This window comes from Tolypothrix sp. PCC 7712 (genome assembly GCF_025860405.1).
In the GTDB taxonomy this organism is placed as follows: domain Bacteria; phylum Cyanobacteriota; class Cyanobacteriia; order Cyanobacteriales; family Nostocaceae; genus Aulosira; species Aulosira diplosiphon.
In genome coordinates, this window is sequence record NZ_CP063785.1 from 1,889,002 (window position 1) to 1,906,760 (window position 17,759).

At 41.8% G+C, this 17,759-nt stretch carries 13 protein-coding genes; 7 read left to right on the forward strand and 6 right to left on the reverse strand.

From position 1 onward, the window contains the following. Positions 1-179: 179 nt before the first annotated feature. Positions 180-731, reverse strand: coding sequence for a single-stranded DNA-binding protein (locus HGR01_RS07645; protein ID WP_045869058.1), 552 nt, complete (start codon positions 729-731; stop codon positions 180-182). Positions 732-1,357: 626 nt separating this feature from the next. Between HGR01_RS07645 and HGR01_RS07650 the strand changes: the two genes are divergently transcribed. Continuing rightward, positions 1,358-1,669 (forward strand): hypothetical protein, encoded by a 312-nt coding sequence (locus HGR01_RS07650; RefSeq protein WP_045869057.1) that lies wholly within the window; start codon positions 1,358-1,360, stop codon positions 1,667-1,669. 231 nt (positions 1,670-1,900) lie between these two features. Here HGR01_RS07650 and HGR01_RS07655 read toward each other — a convergent pair whose 3' ends face one another. Then, positions 1,901-3,157 (reverse strand): FAD-dependent oxidoreductase, encoded by a 1,257-nt coding sequence (locus tag HGR01_RS07655; protein WP_045869624.1) that lies wholly within the window; start codon positions 3,155-3,157, stop codon positions 1,901-1,903. Between the two features lie 341 nt (positions 3,158-3,498). Between HGR01_RS07655 and HGR01_RS07660 the strand changes: the two genes are divergently transcribed. Together HGR01_RS07660 and HGR01_RS07665 are read left to right on the forward strand one after the other, a co-directional pair. Next, positions 3,499-4,827: an ABC transporter ATP-binding protein gene (locus tag HGR01_RS07660; RefSeq protein WP_045869056.1), complete on the forward strand. Its 1,329-nt coding sequence runs from the start codon at positions 3,499-3,501 to the stop codon at positions 4,825-4,827. Positions 4,828-5,886: 1,059 nt separating this feature from the next. Continuing rightward, on the forward strand, positions 5,887-6,567 hold the full coding sequence (locus HGR01_RS07665) for a Crp/Fnr family transcriptional regulator (protein WP_045869055.1): 681 nt from the start codon (positions 5,887-5,889) through the stop codon (positions 6,565-6,567). A gap of 93 nt (positions 6,568-6,660) precedes the next feature. Here HGR01_RS07665 and HGR01_RS07670 read toward each other — a convergent pair whose 3' ends face one another. From HGR01_RS07670 to HGR01_RS07680, 3 genes are all read right to left on the reverse strand, one after another. Next, positions 6,661-8,283, reverse strand: coding sequence for a serine/threonine protein kinase (locus HGR01_RS07670; protein WP_045869054.1), 1,623 nt, complete (start codon positions 8,281-8,283; stop codon positions 6,661-6,663). Positions 8,284-8,441: 158 nt separating this feature from the next. Continuing rightward, a complete protein-coding gene (locus tag HGR01_RS07675; RefSeq protein ID WP_045869053.1) occupies positions 8,442-8,660 on the reverse strand; it encodes a hypothetical protein in 219 nt (72 codons plus the stop codon). A gap of 7 nt (positions 8,661-8,667) precedes the next feature. Beyond that, positions 8,668-10,851 (reverse strand): outer membrane protein assembly factor, encoded by a 2,184-nt coding sequence (locus HGR01_RS07680; RefSeq protein ID WP_045869052.1) that lies wholly within the window; start codon positions 10,849-10,851, stop codon positions 8,668-8,670. 176 nt (positions 10,852-11,027) lie between these two features. Between HGR01_RS07680 and HGR01_RS07685 the strand changes: the two genes are divergently transcribed. Beyond that, positions 11,028-12,389 carry a lipid-A-disaccharide synthase-related protein gene (locus tag HGR01_RS07685; RefSeq protein WP_045869623.1) on the forward strand — a complete coding sequence of 454 codons (1,362 nt, stop codon included), beginning with the start codon at positions 11,028-11,030 and terminating at the stop codon, positions 12,387-12,389. A 49-nt stretch (positions 12,390-12,438) separates the two neighbouring features. Here HGR01_RS07685 and HGR01_RS07690 read toward each other — a convergent pair whose 3' ends face one another. After that, positions 12,439-13,158 (reverse strand): response regulator, encoded by a 720-nt coding sequence (locus HGR01_RS07690; protein WP_045869051.1) that lies wholly within the window; start codon positions 13,156-13,158, stop codon positions 12,439-12,441. A gap of 315 nt (positions 13,159-13,473) precedes the next feature. On the opposite strand from HGR01_RS07690, the gene HGR01_RS07695 reads away from it, so the two are divergent. The 3 genes from HGR01_RS07695 to HGR01_RS07705 all read left to right on the forward strand — a co-directional run bounded on the left by HGR01_RS07695 (position 13,474) and on the right by HGR01_RS07705 (position 17,746). Continuing rightward, entirely contained in the window at positions 13,474-15,432 is a 1,959-nt protein-coding gene (locus tag HGR01_RS07695) for a PAS domain S-box protein (protein ID WP_081583940.1), read from the forward strand. 333 nt (positions 15,433-15,765) lie between these two features. Then, complete coding sequence (locus tag HGR01_RS07700) at positions 15,766-16,197, forward strand: response regulator (RefSeq protein WP_045869050.1); 432 nt, start codon at positions 15,766-15,768, stop codon at positions 16,195-16,197. A 181-nt stretch (positions 16,198-16,378) separates the two neighbouring features. Continuing rightward, positions 16,379-17,746 (forward strand): hybrid sensor histidine kinase/response regulator, encoded by a 1,368-nt coding sequence (locus HGR01_RS07705; protein WP_045869049.1) that lies wholly within the window; start codon positions 16,379-16,381, stop codon positions 17,744-17,746. The last annotated feature ends 13 nt before the right edge of the window (positions 17,747-17,759 follow it).

The following is a 17,759-nucleotide window of genomic DNA, read 5'->3' on the forward strand; positions in this document are numbered from 1 at the left end:
AAAGAGAATACATAAAATATAACGGATGTCGGGGATATTTGAGTTTTGTTTGTCACAAATCACTCATTCCTGACATCCGTTATTCATTAGACCTTTTGCAAGAGGTGGGGAAGGGAAAAAGACAAAACCTTTCCCCCTTCCCCCTTCTCCTTTTCCCAACTTCTATTGTGTGCGGTTGCTTAGAAGGGAATATCATCGATATTCGGTTCTTCGACTGCGGGATAAGTAGTCCGTTCAAAATTAGCAGGTTGGGGTATGGGTTCGGGATTCTTCACTCTGGGCGCAACGTTAGCTGTGCTAGTAGCTGGGGCTGGTGCTGGGCGAGGTGAATCATAACTAGCTGCTGGTTGAGGAGTCGGGGCGACAGGTGCTGCGGCTGGTGGTGAGTAAGTTTCTGTGACTACTGGCGGTGAACTGAGATTAAAACTACCGCCAACATTTTGGATTTGCTGTACAGTCAATTCCGCCCGTTTTTCCTTAAAACCTTCTGGGCGATCAATAGTATTCATCCCCAATCTTCCTACCAAAATGACGCGATCGCCTTGATGATAGTTTTGCTGAATTTCTGAGGCTAAATTCCCCCACCCTACAACTTTCAAAGTTGCTGGTGCATCTTCTGGACGCTGAGAATTAGGAAACTGCACCAGCATTTCCGTGACTGCTAAGTTATCTGATGTATAGCGTAGTTGCGGTTCCTGAATAATTTCCGCCATCAAAACACAGCTATTCATGAAAGTCCTCCTGATAATTAAACTTGCTAGTTAGAAAGTCGAGTTTTAGGGAACTCCAAAAAATAAATTATTTCGTTCAAGTTGTTGACTGTTGACTGTTGACTGTTGACTGTTGACGGTTCACAGTTAACAGTCAACGGTCAACAGTCAACAATAGCAATAAAATTTTTTTACTTGGAAGTTCTTTAATTATGTAGCTCTACTGATTAAGTAGATGATGACAAATAAACAGAACTATATCCGGAGGGGAAAAAGTTAATGGGAACAGGGAAATAACCCTTACCCCTTCACCCTTACCCTTTTTCCTCAAAAAATCTGACATATTTTGCTTTCAAGACACCAACCTACTCTATATATATTTTTAAGTTTTGCATTTTTGACAGACATTCTTCATTTTCAGTCAGTTTTAGCATAAAAGCCAAGCGATGGATGCTTTCGCAACCTTCGCCTGACTTAAGCAAGCATTGATTCTACAACTGAGTAGTATAATTGTACCATCATGTCTGTGGTTTCACACAGAAATTATCACGGGACAACAGAAGCAGGACGCAATTTTTGGTCAAAAGAGAATGTACTTTGAGCCATAAAGCCTAGTAGTTGAATCTTGAAGGCTGAAGTTTGAGCCTTTGAGCCTGAAAGTTGAGCCTTTGAGCTTGAAAGTTGCGCCTTTGAACCTGAAAGTTGAGCTTTTGAGCCTGGAAGTTGAGGCTTTGAACTTGGAAGTTGAGGCTTTGAGCCTGGAAGTTGAGCCTTTAAGCCTGGAAGTTGAGGCTTTAAGCCTGGAAGTTGAGGCTTTAAGCCTGGAAGTTGAGCCTTTGAGCTTGAAAGTTGAGGCTTTAAGCCTGGAAGTTGAGGCTTTAAGCCTGGAAGTTGAGCTTTTGAGCTTGAAAGTTGCACCTTTGAACCTGAAAGTTGAGGCTTTAGGGACTTCCAAATAAAAAAATATCCCAGTATGTATTGTGGGGTGGACATCTTGTCCGCCCAGTTTATGTGGCGGGCAAGATGCCCGCCCCACAAGATGGAATAATTTATTTCTTGGAAATCCCTTAAGCCTGAAAGCTGAACCTTTATGCCTGAAAGTTGCACCTTTGAAACCAAAATTTCCAGCCCATCTCTTAACTATTCTCTCTTCACCCATCCTCTATGCCCAATGCCCAATGCCCCATCCCCTATATATTTACATGAACAGGGAAAACGCCTAAGCCGATGAAACGTGCTGGAAAGTCACGCAAGATAGGTAAGCGCAGAAAAGCAGGCGGTTGGAAGGTTTGATCAGAGGTGAGAATGCGGGCAAATATCTGTTTTTGGATCAAGGTTTGAAATCCTTGAATGATTCTTGTGGGTAATTCTCGTTGACGCTGTACTTTTGCTAAGTCTTGAATGCTTAAATTCTGATTTTTTAGTGGTTTACTAATCGCATTGGCTGTGACGACAGCATCTTGAATAGCGTAGTTAATTCCAACGCCACCTACGGGAGACATAACATGAGCCGCATCACCTATCAGTAGCAATCCTTGACGATACCAGCGCTTGACGCGGCTGGATTCTACGGAAAGAAAAGCGACTTGTGACCAATCATGTAAATTAGAAATGCGATCGCTTAACTCTGGTACAACTTCCACAACAGATTTTTTTAATTCCTCTAAGCCAGCAGCACGTAGTTTTTGATAACCGTCTTTGGGAATTACATAAGCAATCTGCCATTCTTCACCCCGATCAAGCATGACGAGAATGTGTCCTTGGGAAATTCGCCCCATTCCGCCTTCTGCGTCTTCTGGCTGGCGGGGGAGGCGGAACCAGAGGACATCCATTGGTGGGGAAGTTTCTATTGATTCAAATTCACCCAGTTGTCTCAGTTTAGAATGGCGACCATCTGCACCAACAGTAAGTTTCGCGCGAATTTCATGCCAACCGCCGCCGCCGCGATAACGTACACCCTGAATTACCCCATCTTCTACAATTAATTCTTGGACATTTGCCCCCATTACTAACTGAAAATTAGGATATTTCTGCGCTTCTTGGGTGATAAATTCTAAGAATTTCACTTGGGGAAGCATTGTAATGTATGGGTAATTAGTTTTTAGGTGGCTAAAATCTGCCAAAGTGACACTATCTTGGGCAGTTTGAATCTGAAGTTGGCGAATTTTCGTATGGGGTAATTGCAGCAAGCGATCGCTTAACCCCAATTCCTCCATAATTTCCATGACTGAGGGGTGAATCGTATCACCCCGAAAGTCGCGATCAAAGTCTTTGTGTGCTTCTAATAGCATTACAGGAATGCCTTGACGTGCTAACAACAGTGCCAACACAGCCCCAGCCGGGCCACCACCAACAATGCAACAATCGGTGGTTTTTACGTCTACAATGTCATGAACAGGATTAACCGTTGGCTCTGGAGCAGGATTTTCGGATACAGAGTTTGTCATAATCTGACCTTCAGAAAGCCCTAAAATCAAGGTTAGTTTCCTTTGGATACGGAAAGCCAGTTTTTTAACTTTTCGTATTCAGGTGGAATGTGTAAAATCAGGGCTAACTGTCTTAGGACTTACGCAAGTGTCACATTTTTTTCGTTTAGGCTGTCCAGGGTCAAGGGTCAAAAAACCTAAATAAATTTTTGACACTTGACCCTTGACTATTGACTCTTAAACCAGAAGATGGGTGTACCAGTTGCGTCAGTTCTGTGTCTTTGTCTGTTGTCTTAGTCATTTGTTGTTTGTCTAGTGCCCAATGACTAATGACTGATAACCAATGAGAATCATTAATACTCGTGTCTCAAGTTATATTAGAAAACATTTATAAAAGTTTTCCCCCTCGCAAAGGGGAAGGTATCGCCTCGCCACCCCCATTGGCTTTAGATTCTGGCAAGAAAAGCGATGCACAGCCAGAACGTCCAGAAAATATCAGCGTTTTGCGGCGCATTAACCTGACGATCGCAGATGGGGAATTTATGGTGCTTGTGGGGCCTTCTGGTTGCGGTAAAAGTACCCTACTGCGGTTAATTGCTGGCTTAGAAACGATGACAGGCGGCAATATTTGGGTAGGCGATCGCTTAGTCAACGATCTACCACCCAAAGAACGAGACATTGCAATGGTGTTTCAAAATTACGCCCTTTATCCTCACATGTCGGTGTACGACAACATCGCCTTTGGACTCCGTCGCCGCTTTGAAACTCCACCAGACGAGCAAGTATTATCCCCCTCATCCCCCTCATCTTCCTCATCCCCCCACCTTCCCCCTTGGGTGGAACACCTGTTTGTAGGGATGACGCGCAATTTACCGAAAGGACTGCGTTACATTTCCGACAAAGAACGGGAAGTAGATCGTAAGGTGCGGAATGTGGCTCAATTATTGCAAATTGAAGCCTTGCTGAATCGCCTACCGAAACAGCTATCTGGGGGACAAAGACAGCGAGTTGCATTAGGAAGAGCGATCGCCCGCAATCCTCAAGTATTTTTAATGGATGAGCCGCTATCTAATTTAGATGCGAAACTGCGTGCAGAAACCCGCGCGCAAATTGTGAAATTACAGCGCCAGTTAGGGACAACCACAATTTACGTCACCCACGATCAAACAGAAGCGATGACGATGGGCGATCGCATTGCGATTATGAATCAAGGACAAATTCAGCAAGTGGCTTCTCCCTTGGAACTTTATAATCGCCCAGCTAATCGCTTTGTTGCCGAATTTATTGGTTCACCACCAATGAATTTTATTCCTGTAAAATTTCAGGCTCCCTTATTAATTACCCATTCCCAATTTCGTTTGACTTTACCAGAAATTTGGGGAGCAGCTTTGCAAAAATATGATGGACAAACTCTAATTTTAGGTGTGCGTCCCGAGCATTTTAACGTTAGCGTACCTGCTACAAAAAATCTCCCTGTGCAAGTAGATTTAGTAGAAAATCTCGGTAACGATAGTTTTCTCAGCGTCAGACTTACTGAATCTCCCACAGCTAACATAGGTGATTATCTACAAGTGCGAGTACCATCAGAAAGATTAGTCAGTATTGGCGATCAATTATGGTTATCGCTAATTCCAGATAAAATTCACTTTTTTGACCCTGAAACCGATTTAGCAGTGTTTGCATCACATTAATTACAACGCTGTTCACGCTGCTAAATACAATAACTTTGGTAGTAGCGTGACAAGGCTAAAATAGTGCATAAAAAACTCTTGTGGGATGGGTGTCTCACCCGTCCAGGGCGGACAAGATGTCCACCCCACAAGAAAAATTATTGCAACATTTTAGCTGTGTCAGTCCAGTAGGATGCGTTAGCGCTAGGGTAACGCATCTAAGATTTTTTCAGCAATCAAATCTGATTCCTATAGTGCCTATACAACGAAGTTATTTGTGGCAAACATTATTTGAATTGTTATAAGATTTCCACTTCTCCCATCCAATTGCGTTAATTGATGAAATATTAATTTGCTTTTATTAGTCAATTGAAACTTCATTCAATTTAAAAACTAGAGTTTTTTTTAAAATAAAAAGCTAATACTAATTTGAAAAAAGAATGCGACAGATTGTAGGGGCAAGGCAGTGCCCATTGGTGTCAACTTAAGGTGAAACCCGCTTGGCGACAACGTTCTGCCCTCACCCCCAGCCCCTCTCCCACCAGGAGAGGGGAGCAAGAGATTTAGTTCCCCTTCTCCAGGGGGAGAAGGGGTTAGGGGATGAGGGCAATATTATTGATGTGTCGCAAATATTATTTAATTTGGTATAGAGTATTGCAATTTTAAGTTCACGACTTAAGCCTAATATATTCGTAACTCTTGCAATGCTGTGACTGTAATATTTAGTTTTAAGTAATTTTATTTTTAATAATACAAATTTAAGCGTACTCATTATAAATAATAAACATATTTAATACGTTTAAATTAATTTAAAAACTTTTATTTGCGTTTTTGCACAACATTAAATGTCCGCGTAAAATCCAAAAATATTTATATAAATCTCTGATTTAAAATAAGGAATAGATTAACCTGGGAGTATAACAATTTAGTATTTCTTAACTCTTTACATAAATTTGTATAATCAAAAATTAGTAGGTGACGAAAATATCATAAAACTGCTATAAGAAGGATGTAATAAATATATTCACAGCAGCAATATATAGAAGTTAATTAATCATCCAACCTCGAAAATTCAATAATATGAGTGTTAGTGAACGTGTCTTAGAAATTCAAGAGTTTTTGCGAAAAACACAGATTTTTCAGAATGTTTTGGATGAGCAACTGCAAGCTTTAGCGAATATTGCGATCGTACAAACTTATAAAAGAGGAAAGACCATTTTTTTAGAAGGAGATGAATGTACAGGATTCTTTATCGTTAAATCTGGCAGAATTAAAGTCTTTAAAGTCGCAAAAGATGGCAAAGAGCAAATTCTGCATATATTTACAGCCGAAGAACATTTTGCCGAAGTACCTACCTTTGATGGCGGAAATTATCCAGCCTCAGCAGCAGCAATTGAGAATTCTGAGGTGGTATTTGTGCCACGAAAAGCATTCTTGATGGTAATCCAACAACATCCAGATTTAGCGATCGCAATTTTGGCAACCTTTGCACGCCACTTGCGAAAGTTAACCTATTTGGTTGATACCCTGTCGTTTCAGGAAGTCCCGGAACGCTTGGGAAACTATTTATTAAAATTAAGCGATCGCATCGGTAATGATGTCGTCGAACTCGATTTATCCAAACGACAACTCGCCGCACTTTTAGGAACGATTCCCGAAACCCTCTCCCGCGCCTTCTATAAACTCACTCAAGAAGGAATCATTGAGATGAACGGTTCCAGCATTCGATTGTGCGATCGCGATCGGCTGGTTCAGAAATGAGGGAGATGAGGGAGAAATTCCCATTACCCATTACCCATTACCCATTACCCATTACCCATTACCCATTACCAAACACCAATCCCCGCATAGCGTTTAATTATTCTCTTCCACTGGTTTCTCCGTTGACTTCTCCACCTTTGGCGAATTATCACTACTGGAATTTTGTTTCACTTCTTGAGTGGGAACCACCACAGCCGGAGGATCTGAACGTTTTGTGTCTGGTGCTGCGGGAGAAGGTGGTATAACTACAGGATTTGACTGCTTCTCTGTGCGAGGTGCAGCAGAATCTTTTTTAGTAGAAGGTGAATTATTAACTGCTGGTGCAGGGGAAGCTTTCCGAGATGATTGGTAAGCCCGTAATTTTTCTACTAAAGATGATGTAGCCGCAGGGCTAGGCGTAGGTGCGGGTTGTTCAGAACTACGGTTTGATGAAGTTTCTTCTTGAGATGTTTTATTAGTATTAGTTTGGGCAGATTCTTCTTGAGAAACGCGACGATAACGCCTGCGTCGTGAAGAGGTAGAAACTGGTCTGACCTCAGAGGATGTAGAGGTTTTAGTTTCTTCACTAGTAGGTGATGGCGTTGTATCTGCTACAGGCGTTTGCGGTGTTTGCTCTTGTGTGGGTTGCGAGAAAAGCGGCGGTGAAGATTCCTGCGGCTGGGGTTGAGATTTGGGCAACATACTAGTAATGCCAAACCCAGCAGTAGCGGCAATCACTGCTACACTAGTGCCAAGAAATACTTTAGATTTTGCTAGTTTTTGTGCTAGTTCTCTGGCATTTTTAAGGTTAGTTGGCACAGTAATTAGTTTTTTGCCAGTATTGCCAAATAAATTTTCTTGTTCTTGCAACGATAAATTAATAGTCGCCACTGTATGAGTCGGTGCGGAAGGTGTGGCTACGGTTCCCGTATTACCTGGGAGGAGTTTGATCCATTCCCCAACTGTGGCTGGACGGAAGCGAGATTCTACCGCCATTCCCCGCATCACCGCTTGATTAACAGCAGCACTCAGGTGTGGTTGTAGTTCCCGGGGAGATGGCATTTGTTCGCGATCGCGCAATAATGCCGGTATGGGTACTTGCCCAGTCAACAATGCATATAATGTCGCAGCCAAGCCATAAACATCTGTAGCGGGTGTGCGTGGCGCTTGGGTGAGATACTGTTCAATGGGAGAATAGCCTTCCGAAACCATGCCTGTGTGTGTTTGTTTGACACCACCGTTAAATTCTCTGGCGATGCCAAAATCAATCAGCACGACTTCTTGAGTGCCTTGGCGCAGGATGATATTATCTGGTTTGACATCGCGGTGCAGCAAACCATTGTTATGTACTACCTGTAAAGCGGCGGCAATTTGCCGGATGTAATGAATTGCGCTGGCTTCTGGTAACGGTATTCCTGGTAAGACAAATGCATCTCCTAAGGTGTCGCCGGGAATATATTCCATTACCATGTAAGGTAAACCAGCCTCGACAAAAAAGTCACTGACCCGCACAATATTAGGGTGGACACAAGTAGCTAATCTTCTGGCCTCATCTTGGAATTGGCGCTCGAACTTGGCAAAATCAGGATGTTGTCGCAGCCTTTCATTAATGGTTTTCATCACTACTTCCTGACCTAAGTAATGATGCGTAGCTTTAAACGTAATGCCAAAGCCACCACGTCCGATTTCTTGGTTAAGGGTATATTTTCCACCCTGTAAAGTTGTACCTGCTAACATAAAGATTTTTGATTCTGTGAGTTCTGAGTCCTAAGTCCTGAGTGAGCAGATAAGTACTGAATCCTGAGTCTTAAGGGATTTCTTGAGAAATCTTCTCTCCCCTCAGTGCTAAAACCTCCCTATTATCGCAACAGTTTTGTCTTTTTCATAATACATTGCTAAATGAAAGGATGAAGTATTCTGATCTCAAAGACTTCCAGATAAAAATATTCGATTTTGATTGTTGACTGTTGACTGTTGACTGTTGACTGTTGACTGTTGACTGTTGACTGTTGACTGTTGACTGTTGACTGTTGACTGTTGACTGTTGATTGTTGACTGTTGACTGTTGACTGTTGACTGTTGACTGTTGACTGTTGACTGTTAACCACTTTCATACTTTTTTTAAAAGCGTTGTCCGATACCGAAATGTACACGGCTTTCTCCTTGGTCGTTAATACCATAGTCAGCCCGAATTAAGCCCAAGGGCGAGTCGAAACGCACCCCTGCACCATAACCAAAACCAGTACCTGGCTTACCGCGTACACCGGCGGGATCTCCTATAACGCTACTACCAGAACCTAAATCGGAGGCAAAGTCAGCAAATAATACACCACCCACTGCTGAGACAAGCGGAAAGCGATATTCTGCGGAAGCTAGTACATAACTGCGACCATTTCCTACATCCCCAGTATTGTAACCGCGCACGGAATTAGAACCGCCTAAGTTAAAGCTTTCATAAGGTGGCAAATTCCCTAAAACTGTTCCAGCTTGCAGATTTACGGCAAATACTTGTGGTTGTTTGCTAGAAAATATCTGTAATGGTACATACTGGCTATAATTCGCTGTGACGCGATTCATCGATATATTCCCTTGACCGACGGGAATTGATTGTTCTGTGCTGAGTTTGAGAACAGAACCTTGAGTGGGATTGAGGGGGTTATTGCGTTGGTCTTTGGTGGCGGTAAAAGATACTGTTGTTAAGTCATCAATACCTGTACCACTGGCAGTTAAAGCATTTCCTTTGGCATCAGTTGGGGTGAGATTACCTTGGCGATCGCGGATACTAATTCGGTTATAGTTAAATCCTAAAGATGTATCCCAACCATCAATGGGGCGTTGCAGGCTCACACTACCACCAATTCGCCCTTCTCTAGCTCTGTCACCATTTGGTAATGGGACTTCATCATCAAATGTCGTTGAGAGTTCCCGACGGCGAAAGGCATTGATTGTATATCCTAGGGTATCAGGGCTAGTTTCGCGATAAGGACTTGTATATTTGGTATCAAATTGGAAGTCGCGCAACCCCACACCAACATTTAAACCCAAAGTATTATTCTTACCGCCAACATTCTGGTCTTGATAAGTTAATGTACCTAAAACTCCTTGGTCAGCGTTATAACTACCACCAACGTTAACTGCACGGGCCCCAGTTTCTTTGAGTTCGTAGACTAAATCTACCTTGTTGGCATCCCCTTCTAAAGCTACATTCACAGTTTCAAATAAGCCTGTGCGATATAGTTGTTGCACATCTTGCCTAACAGTATTTTCTTGGAAAATTTGACCAGGTTTGAGTTTGAGTTGTTGGCGAATAAAATCTGGTTTAGTACGCCCACTAACGGGATTACCTTTGCTATCAACGCTTTGACCATCATCGTTGAGAAAGCGAAACTTAATATCCCCTACCAAACCTTCGGCAACATTCACAGTCAGAATTCCTTCGCGGTTGGGTTTAATTGACATCACCCGCGCTAAGTTGTAACCGTTATCGGCATACCATTTATTAATTTGTTGTACTGCTTGCTGGAGTGCAGCCGGACTAATCACAGCACCAATTTGCGATTGGAATGGTGCTAAAGCAACTTGATAAGTCAGCACCTTCGCTCCAGAAAGCTGCAGCGATCGCACTACTATGGGTTGTACCTGATACACTACATTCAACCCGGCTGGTGTAGTGCGGCTACTGACATTAGCGCTAGTAAATAAACCTGTATTCAAAATTGCTGCTACATCTTTTTGCAGCTGGCTTTGACTAGTATCGCCGCCTTTTTGGGTCTTAATTACTTGGCGAACTATCTGTTGTAATTCCTGACTTGCACCTAATATCTGCACATCTGTGGCGGTGACAACTAAATTATTGTCAATTGCTGGGGGAGTCGCGGCTGGAGGCGTAACAACTGGCGTTACCTTTGGGGTGGAAGTGTTAGGAGTTGTTACTTTAGCATTCCCCTTTGTTCCTTGGTTAAGAGAAACAGGTGCAGCAGGCGTGCGAACAATCACAGGTGGAGTAGGAAGTACAACTGGTACATTCTTCTTATTACCCTGTTCCGGAGTTACCATAACTGCGGAGTTGTTATTCACCCCTCTTTGCACAACTACAGGATTTTGAGAAAATTGTTGGGCAACTACAGTCTCCGGTGCTGAAACCGCTTCTACCCGTGCTGGCGAGTCTTCAATCACCGGAACTATTAATTTAGTTGCTTTTTCAGTTTGAATAGAATTTTGGGCGGGTGCAGCCATTGCTTGTTGAGTGGCATTACTAGCTGCCAAGGTCGCTAAAGTAAAAATTGCTGCAGAAGAAACTCGCATAATATTTAGCTTAGTGTGTGGGGATTAGGGGTTGGGTGTTGGGGGTACAAGGAGGAGAAAGGAGGCAAATAAGGGAAGGCAGACAACAACAATCAGAGGACATCAGCAATGCCCAATGCCCAATGCCCCGTGCCCTCTTGCTAAACAAGACATTTATTAGTGAATTTTTGTTTCATATGAATGATGTATCGCCCTTATCTGTAGCGTCCCCAGCGCCATCTTCTAGTTCTCGTTTGCAGCTACTGGTATTAAGTAATGGACATGGCGAAGATGTAATTGCTATCCGGATTTTGCAAGCACTGCAACAACAATCAAACCCACCAGATATTTTTGCTTTACCTCTGGTGGGTGAAGGACACGCTTATCAACAGTTGAATGTTCCTGTGATTGGTTCGGTAAGGACTTTGCCTTCTGGCGGTTTTATTTATATGGATGGACGACAACTAGCCAAAGATGTCCGTGGTGGTTTAGTGCAATTAACCCTCAGCCAAATTAAAGCTGTGCGTCGTTGGGTGAAATCGCAAAAAAAACAAGGTAATAGAAAAGCAATTTTGGCTGTAGGCGATATTGTCCCACTTTTATTTGCTAAATTTAGCGGTGCTAACTATGCTTTTGTGGGCACGGCGAAATCAGAATATTATGTGCGCGATGAATCTGGTTTATTACCACGTAAAAATAAAGGCGCAAAATGGGAGAATTTTTCTGGTTCGATTTACCATCCTTGGGAACGCTGGTTGATGAGTCGTCGCCATTGTCGGGCGGTGTTCCCTAGAGATTCGCTAACCACAGAAATCTTAAAAAAATGGCCGATTCCCGCTTTTGATTTGGGTAATCCGATGATGGATGGATTGTCACCATCCTTTCCTACGCAAAGATTTTATAGCGGAGATATCCAGCAACAAGAAATCGCCCGCCCTCTGATTGTAACTCTGCTCCCTGGTTCTCGCGCACCAGAAGCATATAATAACTGGGAAACCATTACAGTTGCCGTGTCTGCATTACTTGCCAGTTTCCGGGAGCGCGATTCGGTTTTTCACACTTCTGGCACAATAATATTTTTAGGAGCGATCGCACCTAGTTTAGACTGTAACACTTTAACCAAAACTCTCACCATCCAAGGCTGGCGTTCTCAGCCAGAGTTACCCATCCAACTGAGCGACCCGAATGCATTGACATTTAAGCAAAAAAATGCTTATTTTATTCTGACGCAACAAGCCTATAACGATTGCTTGCATTTAGGAGATTTTGCGATCGCAATGGCAGGTACAGCCACAGAACAATTCGTAGGTTTAGGAAAACCTGCGATCGCCATTTCCGGTCAAGGGCCGCAATATAATCCTGGCTTTGCCGAAGCGCAAAGTCGCCTTCTGGGGCCATCTTTGATTTTAGTAGATCAGCCCAGCAAAGTTGCCAAAGAAGTGCAGTCTTTATTCCAGAATCCCGACAGGTTGCAAATAATTGCCGACAACGGTTTACTGCGGATGGGTCAACCAGGCGCAGCACAACGCATTGCTGAGTGTTTGCAATCAAGGTTGTGAGTACTGAATTACAAGTTACTCTTACTCATTACCCATTACTCATTACTCATTACCCCACCAACCCCGAACGCAAGGCGCGAACAGCAGCCTGTGTGCGATCATCAGCGCAGAGTTTGTTGAGGATGTTGCGAACGTGGGTTTTGACGGTACCAACTGTAATGTAGAGTTTTTCGGCAATTTGACCGTTGCTACAACCTGCAACAATCAATTCCAAAATTTCTAATTCCCGTTGTGTCAGGGGGTAGGTTTCTAAAACTTGTTCGTATTCTGATGCTAAAGCCTCAATTTTCACTGTTTTTGGCTTATCACTGGCTTGGGTATCTGCGGGTAAACCTTGCCGCATTTTCCGTAATACTACGTTAGCGATCGCGGGGTCAATCCATGAGTTACCAGTAAATGTGGCTTGAATGGCTTCAGTTAATCTGCTAATACTAGTTTCTTTCATGTAGTACGAGTCTGCACCGGCAGCAAATGCAGCTAGTACCGCATCCTCTGTATGATCCATTGTCAGGATGAGAATTTTGGTGGCTTGTCCGGTTTCTGCTTGCTGGCGTTTAAATTTACGGGTGAGTTCAATGCCATCCATGTCAGGTAAGCCAATATCTACCACTGCTACATCTGGCTTCGCTGTTTCTAAAAGTTTTAATCCTTGAGTGGCGTTGGCTGCTTCACCAATTACTTTCAGTCCACTCTGAGACTGTAATGCAGCTTTTAGACCCATCCGAGTTAAATCGTGATCCTCAATTAAAATAATGCTAATTTCACTCATTGCGACACTCACGTTCTGTGACTCCATCTGCTTAAATACTAAGTTTTGTAAGCTATTTATCTACTTTTACCAAACCAAAGATAGATGATTATTACACTTGCGTGCATCCACCGATAGAAATAAGAAATTTACGTTTTTTGGACTGGATAGATGTAAATATCTGGCCGCAGATGTATAGATATTTTACAAGAGAAAATGAAATATTTAGATAAACTGCCGCTTGCCCTATTCTTTCGTTTTTAGCTAGAGAGCGATCGCTCATAAAACTTCAGACTATAGTTGTGAGATTAAGATCTGGAAAATAAGCTAACAAAAATGCAAAGATATCAACAAACTAAAGCTGGCATAGAAGAAATTGAGCGACCAATGAGGGCAATATTTAACCAAAGTTTTGAATTTATTGCTCTGTTGGAGCCAGATGGCATTCTGATTGATATTAATCAGACAGCTTTAGATTTTGGCAGACTAACTAGTAATGATGTGCTTGGTTTGCCTTTATGGGAAGCTAGTTGGTGGCAGCTTACTAAGGCCAATCAGGTAAAAATCCGAGAAGCGATCGCCATTGCTGGTAGTGGCGAATTAGTACAAAATCGAGTTGAAATTCTGGGAACAGGTAATACAGTCGCTACTTTAGACTTTACGATTCGCCCAATTAAAAATCAAAGTGGGCGGATTATTTTGTTGATTTTCAAAGGTCGAGATTTAGGCGATCGCAAATTATTAACAGGCGAACACAGCGTTACAGCTAAGACAGAAAAGGCTAACAATCAATTGCCTTTTGATGCTGATATATTTCACAATATCCCCTTCGGTTTACAAATTTGGCATTTAGCCAAACCCAATAATATTAACTCTTTACAATTATTAGCAGCTAATCCGGTTGCCAGTGAGTTGATGGGGATAAATTTATCAGAATATGTCGGTAAATCAATTACAGAATTTTCTCCTGACCAATTGATATTAAATCAGGCAAATATCGAACTTTATGCCAAAGTAGCCCTTTCCGGTCAAGGCGAAGTTAAACAAATTGATTACTGCAATCAAAATACTCCCTATAGTTTTTTCAATGTCAGAGTATTTCCCTTACCAAATCGTTGTGTAGGTGTGGCTTTCGATCATATTGCTCATTGTCAGTTAACAGAACAAGCCTTACAAGAAAGCGAGCAAAGATTCCAAATCATGGCTAATAATGCACCGATAATGATTTGGATGTCGGGATTAGATAAACTGTGCAATTTCTTTAATCAAAACTGGCTGGAATTTACTGGCCGGACAATGGAACAAGAATTAGGTAATGGCTGGTCGCAGGGAGTGCATCCCGAGGATTTGCAATATTGTTTAGCAACTTATATTACAGCCTTTGACAATCGCCAAACATTTAGTATGGAGTTTCGCTTACGAAGGTTTGATGGCGAATATCGCTGGATATTAGATAACGGTACTCCCAGATTTACCACAGATGGTAATTTTGTGGGATATATCGGTTCATGTATTGATATTACCCATCACAAACAAACTGAACAGGCTTTACAACAACGAGCTGAAGAACTTTCACGCTCTAACCAAATTCTGGCGCAAACCACCACAATTTTGCAAAATCGCAATCAAGAACTCGACCAATTTGCTTATGTTGCTTCCCACGATTTAAAAGCACCTTTAAGGGCGATCGCTAGTCTTTCCGAATGGTTAGAAGAAGACCTCAAAGGACAACTTCCCCCAGAAAATCAACAGCAAATGCGTTTGCTACGTGGGAGAGTGCGGCGCATGGAATCACTAATTAACGGCTTGCTGGAATATTCCCGCATTGGACGCATTCAAACACCATCTTCTCAGGTAAATGTGGGTGTATTGCTCAAAGAAGTCATTGACTCTTTACAACCACCAGCAACTTTTCACATCGAAATTGCCCATAAAATGCCTACTTTGATTGCTAAACGCCTACCCCTGCAACAAGTATTTGCAAATTTAATAGGCAATGCTATTCAGCATCACTCCAGAATAGATGGTATGGTCAACATATCAGTTCAGGATAGAGGAAAATACTACGAATTCACCATTGCAGATGATGGGCCAGGCATCTCCTCTGAGTATCACGATAAAATATTTACGATCTTCCAAACTTTAGAATCACGCGATCGCAAAGAAAATACAGGTATTGGTTTGGCGATCGTCAAGAAAATTGTCGAAACAGAAGGAGGTACGATTAGCTTAGAATCTGCAGTCAATCAAGGAAGCATTTTTCGCTTTACCTGGCCCAAACAACCTGATGAGTAAAATTGCTCAGGCTTATGGTACATAATCTATTAGGAAGCAACTCAGACCAATGACTGAGGACGGGCCGGCACCTGCTCATTTACAATTGGGTTGAGCATGATAAGGTAATTTATTTTACTATTTATCAGCTACGTCTGCTTTCAGGGGCTAATAACCACCTGTTTGTTAATTGCTTGCTAATGATAACCACACTGAGGTGAATTAATTTAGCAGGAGAAATTTTTTTATGTTCTCCATTTCGGAATATATTAGCTCTGCTGTACTAGCTATTTTAAGCTCATACATTAGAGATTAACCAGATTGCTGAAAAAAAAGAATATATAAAAGCAGAAGATGACAGAAAGAGTAATTAACATTCTATTAGTGGAGGACGATGAAGTTGATATCATGAATGTCAAGCGGGCATTCAAGAAAGTTAATATCACTAACCCGATTTATTTAGCCAATAATGGGCTAGAAGCATTAAATATGCTTCGCGGTCATGATGACCAACCCCCTGTAATTCCTATAGAACGCCGCTTGATTCTCCTAGATTTAAATATGCCGAAAATGGGTGGCATAGAATTTCTGCAAGAATTACGTTCTGACCCAAGATTGAAGACAACTCCTGTGGTCGTCATGACGACATCAAATCAGGATCAAGACCGAGTAGAAGCCTATAACTTAAATGTTGCTGGCTATATCTTAAAGCCTGTCACATTCTCCAATTTTGTCGAGATGATGGCAACTCTTAACAGGTATTGGATACTGTGCGAAATGCCTTAATCAGCTCATACCTAGGGAGTAAAATACCGGATTTTTGATTGTACGTTGGGAATCAACAGCCCTAAAGATGAAGCATAGAAAGTAAGTATTACCCAATCTAATATCTAATATGATTAGTTAAATAGCTTGAAAATGGTAATGCTATAGATCAACCTGTATTTGACAGCGAAAATAAAAGCCGATGGAAGAGACGCTGAAAATTTTGGTTGTAGATGATGATGAAGTAGACCGAATGGCAGTACGACGTGCCCTGAAACAAGCAGGTGTGTCAATGGAACTGTCAGAAGTAGGTGTATGCAATGATGCGATCTCTACCCTCAAAACTACTACTTATGACTGCGTTTTTCTTGACTATCGCTTACCAGATGCTGATGGTTTGACCTTGATTCAAAAATTACGCGCTCTAGAAATTAAAGTACCTATCGTAGTGCTGACAGGTCAAGGAGATGACCAAATTGCTGTTGAGTTGATGAAAGCTGGTGCGACAGATTATTTATCCAAAGCTAAAGTTTCTGCAGAAATTTTGGCACAAGTTTTACGGAATGCTATTCGTGTTCATCGAGCAGAAATGCAAGCGGCTTTGGCTCATCAACAACTTAAAGAAAGTAACGAGCAACTGTTAAGAAAAAATCAAGAATTAGAAAGACAACGGCAACAAATTCATCTACAAAATTTAAGATTATTAGAAGCATCAAGATTAAAATCGCAGTTTTTGGCGACAATTTCCCATGAACTGCGAACTCCCATGAATGCCATTATTGGCTTTTCGCAAATCTTACTACGTCCTAAATTTGGGCAACTGACAAATCAGCAAAAGGATATGGTAGAACGTATCCTCAATAATGGTAAACATTTGCTGATGTTATTAAACGAAGTTCTCGATTTTTCTAAGTTAGAAGCTGGCAGGTTTGAGCTGAAGCCAGAATGGGTTGATTTGCCAAAAATAATTGATGCAACCGTCGCTGAAGTTAGTTCTTTAGCAGAAGTTAAGAATCTATCTTTATCTGTAAAAATAGATTTAGAAAATCCCTTAATATTTAATGACTCTAACCGTATCCAACAAATCTTAGTTAATTTACTTTCTAACGCCATTAAATTTACAGAGTCTGGGAATATTGGGGTTGAAGTCAGTGAACTCCCAACTGATAGTATTGCAATTACTGTGCGCGATACAGGAATTGGTATTGCATCTCGAGATTTTAAATTAATTTTTGAAGCCTTTCGGCAAGTCGATCAAAGTATTACTCGCAAATACCCAGGTACAGGTTTGGGTTTAGCAATTGTCGATTCCTTAGTCAAAATGATGAACGGCAAAATCATTCTCAAGAGCCTATTAGGTGTTGGCTCTATGTTTAGAATCGAATTGCCGCGTCAAATCGCATTATCAACTACAAAAGTTGATGCTAACGCGTTAAAATATGATAATGATTATATTATTTGCTCTGCTCAGAATCCCCATCAAAGTTATTCGGAATCGAGCCAGAATCCTCATAAATATCATTCAGAATCTCACAGAGTATCGATGGGTTCTCCTAACGTCAGATTCTAAAATTAATCCTCAA

Coding starts and splice junctions, on each gene's coding strand:
- HGR01_RS07645 (WP_045869058.1), bottom strand. CDS start 731: ATGAATAGCTGTGTTTTGATGGCGGAAATTATTCAGGAACCGCAACTA.
- HGR01_RS07665 (WP_045869055.1), top strand. CDS start 5,887: ATGAGTGTTAGTGAACGTGTCTTAGAAATTCAAGAGTTTTTGCGAAAA.
- HGR01_RS07705 (WP_045869049.1), top strand. CDS start 16,379: ATGGAAGAGACGCTGAAAATTTTGGTTGTAGATGATGATGAAGTAGAC.
- HGR01_RS07675 (WP_045869053.1), bottom strand. CDS start 8,660: ATGAAAGTGGTTAACAGTCAACAGTCAACAGTCAACAGTCAACAGTCA.
- HGR01_RS07655 (WP_045869624.1), bottom strand. CDS start 3,157: ATGACAAACTCTGTATCCGAAAATCCTGCTCCAGAGCCAACGGTTAAT.
- HGR01_RS07700 (WP_045869050.1), top strand. CDS start 15,766: ATGACAGAAAGAGTAATTAACATTCTATTAGTGGAGGACGATGAAGTT.
- HGR01_RS07695 (WP_081583940.1), top strand. CDS start 13,474: ATGCAAAGATATCAACAAACTAAAGCTGGCATAGAAGAAATTGAGCGA.
- HGR01_RS07680 (WP_045869052.1), bottom strand. CDS start 10,851: ATGCGAGTTTCTTCTGCAGCAATTTTTACTTTAGCGACCTTGGCAGCT.
- HGR01_RS07670 (WP_045869054.1), bottom strand. CDS start 8,283: ATGTTAGCAGGTACAACTTTACAGGGTGGAAAATATACCCTTAACCAA.
- HGR01_RS07690 (WP_045869051.1), bottom strand. CDS start 13,158: ATGAGTGAAATTAGCATTATTTTAATTGAGGATCACGATTTAACTCGG.
- HGR01_RS07685 (WP_045869623.1), top strand. CDS start 11,028: ATGAATGATGTATCGCCCTTATCTGTAGCGTCCCCAGCGCCATCTTCT.